Origin of the sequence: Thauera phenylacetica B4P, from assembly GCF_000310225.1 — a bacterium.
GTDB classification, from domain to species: Bacteria; Pseudomonadota; Gammaproteobacteria; order Burkholderiales; family Rhodocyclaceae; genus Thauera; species Thauera phenylacetica.
This window is the reverse complement of sequence record NZ_AMXF01000282.1, coordinates 1-4,676: the sequence shown is the minus strand read 5'-3', so window position 1 is coordinate 4,676 and position 4,676 is coordinate 1. Positions and strand designations below refer to the sequence as shown.

The following is a 4,676-nucleotide window of genomic DNA, read 5'->3' as shown; positions in this document are numbered from 1 at the left end:
GAAGCCGGGCGCCTTCTCGGCCGCGAAGCCCGCGCGGCGCAGGCCCTCGCGCACCTCGCCGGCGACCGACCAGGTGGCGAGCGTCGCGCCCGGGGCGGCGAGGCCGGCGAGCAGGTGGAAGACGCGTTCGGACCACAGCGCGGGATTCTTCGCCGGCGCGAAGCCGTCGAGGTAGAGCGCGTCGGCGCGCGCGTCGATGCGCGCGAGGCCCTCGGCCGCATCGCCGAGATGGAGCGTGAGGGTGACGCGGCCGTCATCCAGGTTCAGCCGGTGCAGGTCGGGCGCGAGCACCGGCCACTGCGCGCGCAGCTCGGCCGCCAGCGTGGCGAGATCGGGCCAGGCGGCGTGGATGAGGGCGAGATCCTCGCGGGTGAAGGGGTGCAGTTCGCAGGAGACGAAGTGCAGGCGGGCGCTGCGGCGCGCGTCCTCGCGCCACGCCGCCCAGGTGGCGAGGAAGTTCAGCCCGGCGCCGAAGCCGGTCTCGAGGATGGTGAAGCGCTCACGCCCCTGCCAGCGCTGCGGCAGGCCGTTGCCGGCGAGGAAGACCGCGCGCACCTGCCCGAGCGCGTCGTCGCGCGAGTGGTAGAAATCGCCGAAGCCGCTCGAGTACAGCAGCCCCTCGGGCGAGCGCTCGAGGCGGGCGGGAAGGATCGGCACGGCGTGGGTGCGCAGGGGGCGCCGATGCGGAGCGTGGAGACGCCTCGCATCGGCGACCGCCGGGATCAGAGCTCGGGTTCCGGGATGACCAGGCCCGCGGCGGCCTCGGGGCGCATCTGCGGGAACAGGATCACGTCGCGGATCGCCGGCGCGTCGGTCAGCAGCATCACCAGGCGGTCGATGCCGATGCCGCAGCCGCCGGTCGGGGGCAGGCCGAATTCGAGCGCGCGGATGTAGTCGGCGTCGTAGTACATGGCCTCCTCGTCGCCGGCCTCCTTGGCCTCGACCTGGGCGCGGAAGCGCGCGGCCTGATCCTCGGGGTCATTGAGCTCGGAGAAGCCGTTGGCGATCTCGCGGCCGACGATGAAGAGCTCGAAGCGCTCGGTGATCTCGGGGTCGGTGTCGGACGCACGCGCGAGCGGCGAGACCTCGACCGGGTAGTCGATGATGAAGGTCGGCTCCCACAGCTCGGCTTCGGCGCAGGCCTCGAAGAGCTGCAGCTGCAGGCTGCCCAGCCCGCCCGGCTTCACCTTCTCGCCGAAGGCGACGATCTTTTCCTTCAGCCAGGCGGCATCCGCCAGTTGCTCCGCGGTGAAGCCCGGGTGGTACTTGCGGATCGCCTGCACGATGGTGAGGCGGTGGAAGGGCTTCGACAGGTCGAGCTCGCGGCCCTGGTAGACGAAGGATTCGGTGCCCAGCGCCTCGCGCGCGGCGTGGCGGATCAGGCCCTCGGTGAAGTCCATCAGCGTGCGGTAGTTCGCGTACGCCTCGTAGAACTCCATCATGGTGAATTCGGGGTTGTGGCGCGGGCTGAGGCCTTCGTTGCGGAAGTTGCGGTTGACCTCGAAGACCTTCTCGAAGCCGCCCACCACCAGGCGCTTCAGGTACAGCTCGGGCGCGATGCGCAGGAACAGCTCCATGTCGAGCGCGTTGTGGTGGGTGGTGAAGGGCTTGGCCGCGGCGCCGCCCGGGATCGGGTGCATCATCGGCGTCTCGACCTCGAGGAAGCCGTGGCCGGTCATGTAGTTGCGGATCGACTGCACCATGCGGCTGCGCGCCACGAAGGTGAAGCGCGACTGCTCGTTCATGATCAGGTCGACATAGCGCTGGCGGTACTTCTGCTCGACGTCGGTGAGGCCGTGGAACTTGTCGGGCAGTGGGCGCAGGCTCTTGGTGAGCAGGCGGATCTCGGCGGCCTTGACGGTGAGCTCGCCGGTCTTGGTCTTGAACACGGTGCCGACGCAGCCGACGATGTCGCCGATGTCCCAGGTCTTGAACTGGGCGTAGACGTCCTCGCCCACGCCGTCGCGCTGCACGTAGAGCTGGATGCGGCCGGAGAGGTCCTGGATGGTGACGAAGCTCGCCTTGCCCATGATGCGCTTGAGCATGATGCGGCCAGCCACCTTGACCTCGACCGGGGTGGCCTCCAGCGCCTCGGTGTCCTTGTCGCCGTAGAGCTCATCGAGCTTGCCGGCGGTGTTCTCGCGCGAGAAGTCGTTGGGGAAGGCACGGCCGCTCGCGCGCCAGGCGGCGAGTTTCTCGCGGCGCTCGGCGATGAGGTGGTTTTCGTCCTGGGGCTGGGGCGTGGTCTGCGTCTGTTCGGACATGGTCTGGGTGTCGAAGCTCTGAAAGGGGAAGCGCCGCAGCGGGCCGCGCGCGAAAGGCGTAATTGTGGCAGGGCCGGCAAGGCGGGGCAATTGCGCAAGGTGCCGAATGGCTCGTGCATTCGGCCCGGATGCCCGCGAGATCCGGTTTTCTGCGCTGCGAGTTCTTCACGCCCTCACCTTCACGCCCCGACGCGCGAGGCTAAAGTCCCCACAACGGGGACCGTTAAGGGAGGAGTCGATCCACCGTCCCCACGGAACCCCCCATGAGCACCTTCAGGCAACTCTACGAAGCATCGAGAAGACCTTCTGGAACTCGCTGACCAAGAAACTCTTCAGCTTCCTGCTGTTGTTCGTCGTCAACCTCGGCTACCTCGTCATCTGGCAGGACCGGCGCGCTGCCGTCGAGGCGGCGCTCGCCAAGGGGGCGGTGGCACCGGAGCGGCTCTCGTCCGTGGTCGCGGCCTTCGACGCCGGCCTCTATGCGATGCTGGCGCTCTCGGCCCTGGCGCTCGCGATGCTGCTCGGCCAGGTCCTCTACCTGCGCCACCTGGTCGTGCGCCCGATCCGCGTCATAACCGCCATCTTCGACGAGATCGCACGCGGCGAGGGCGATTTCTCCCGCGACCTCCCGCTCACCACGCACGACGAGCTGCGCGAGCTCGCGGCGAGCTACAACCGCTTCGCCGGCAAGATGCGCGAGATCATCGGCAAGGTGCGCTCGATGAGCGTCAACATCGCGCGCGAGGCCGTGCAGGTGAAGCTGGGCGTGGAGAACTCCGCGCGCGACGCGCAGCGCCAAGGCGACATGACCCAGACCGTGTTCGAGGCCAGCACGCGCTCGACCGAGGCGATCGGCGAGGTGTCGGTGAGCGCGCGCGCGATCGACGCCTCGACCCTGCGCAACCTGGACATCGCGCGCGAGTCGCTCGGCGAGGTGCAGAACGTGGCCGCCAAAATCCTCGCGGTGAGCGAGAAGCTGCAGCGCTTCAACCACACGGTGGACGAGCTCTCGCAGCGCTCGGAGAGCGTCAAGGAGATCGCCGCGCTGATCCGCGAGATCGCCGACCAGACCAACCTGCTCGCGCTCAACGCCGCGATCGAGGCGGCGCGCGCCGGCGAGGCCGGGCGCGGCTTCGCGGTGGTCGCCGACGAGGTGCGCAAGCTCGCCGAGCGGGTCAACAAGGCCACCCAGGAGATCGTCGGCAACATCAACGGCATGCTCGAGCTGGTCGGCGACACGCGCGCCGAGAACCAGGTGATCAACGGCGACGTCGAGCAGACGCGAGACGTGGTGACGCGCTCGGCCACGCAGTTCGAGCACATGGTGGGCGAGTTCGAGCGCACCGGCGGGCAGCTCTCGCAGATCGCCGCCGGCATGGCCTCGCTGACCGAGACCAACGCCCATGTGCACGCCAACGTCACCGACATCCACCGCCTGTCCGCCGAGGTGGCGGGGCGTATGGAGCACTGCGAGCAGCGCACGCTCGCGCTCACCAAGTGGACCGAGGCCGTGCAGGAGCTGGTGTCGCGCTTCAAGATCGGCAGCGGGGCCTTCGACCTGCTGGTGAATGAGGCACGCAGCTTCCGCGATCGCGTGCAGGCCGAGCTCGAGCAGATGGCGGCCGCGCACGTGGACGTGTTCGATCGCAACTACCGGCCGGTGCCGGGCAGCAACCCGGCCAAGTTCCGCGTGGCCTGGGGCGAGGAGTTCACCCGCCGCTGCCAGCACCTGCTCGACGACAGCCTGGAGCGCGCGCGCGGCGCGGTGTTCGCGGTCGCGGTCAATGCCGACGGTTACCTGTCGGCGCACAACAGCCGCTACTCGCGCCCGCTGACCGGGGATCCCGCCCGGGATCTGCTCGGCAACCGCACCTGCCGCAAGTTCGAGAACCCCGCCGAGCTGCGCGCGGCGCGCAACACCGAGCCGATGCTGCTGCAGACCTACCTGCGCGACACCGGCGAGGTCCTGTGCGACCTCGCCATGCCGATCGTGGTCGGCGGGCGCCACTGGGGCAACGTGCGCGTCGGCATGCCGGCCGAGGCGCTGCTGGAGCGCTGAACGTGGTAATGGGCACGCGGCTCGAAGAAATGTAGGAGCGCCGGCAGGCGCGAAAGCAGCCGTGGGGTTGGCGCCACGGCCTGGCGGGCTGTAGGAGCGCCAGCAGGCGCGAAAGCAGCCGTGCAGATGGCGCCACGGCCCGGCGGGTCGTAGGAGCGCCGGCAGGCGCGAAAGCAGCGGTGGCGATGGCACCACGGCCCGGCGGGTTGTAGGAGCGCCGGCCGGCGCGATGCAGCGGTGGCGATGGCCCCACGGCCCGGCGGGTTGTAGGAGCGCCGGCAGGCGCGAATGCGGCCGCGGGTGTACCCGCCGACGTCGAATTTCCGCGCGCCGCTTTCGCGCCTGCCGGCGCT

The 4,676-nt window shown here is 69.7% G+C and carries 3 protein-coding genes; 1 reads left to right on the top strand and 2 read right to left on the bottom strand.

Annotation, left to right across the window (positions count from 1 at the left end; genetic code table 11):
• On the bottom strand, positions 1-657 hold a 657-nt coding region (gene mnmC2 / locus C667_RS20410; protein ID WP_004380469.1), incomplete at its 3' end, for a tRNA (5-methylaminomethyl-2-thiouridine)(34)-methyltransferase MnmC2.
• A gap of 65 nt (positions 658-722) precedes the next feature.
• A complete protein-coding gene (gene lysS / locus C667_RS20405) occupies positions 723-2,264 on the bottom strand; it encodes a lysine--tRNA ligase (RefSeq protein WP_004380466.1) in 1,542 nt (513 codons plus the stop codon).
• A gap of 346 nt (positions 2,265-2,610) precedes the next feature.
• On the opposite strand from lysS, the gene C667_RS20400 reads away from it, so the two are divergent.
• On the top strand, positions 2,611-4,323 hold the full coding sequence (locus C667_RS20400) for a methyl-accepting chemotaxis protein (protein ID WP_004380464.1): 1,713 nt from the start codon (positions 2,611-2,613) through the stop codon (positions 4,321-4,323).
• Positions 4,324-4,676 lie beyond the last annotated feature (353 nt).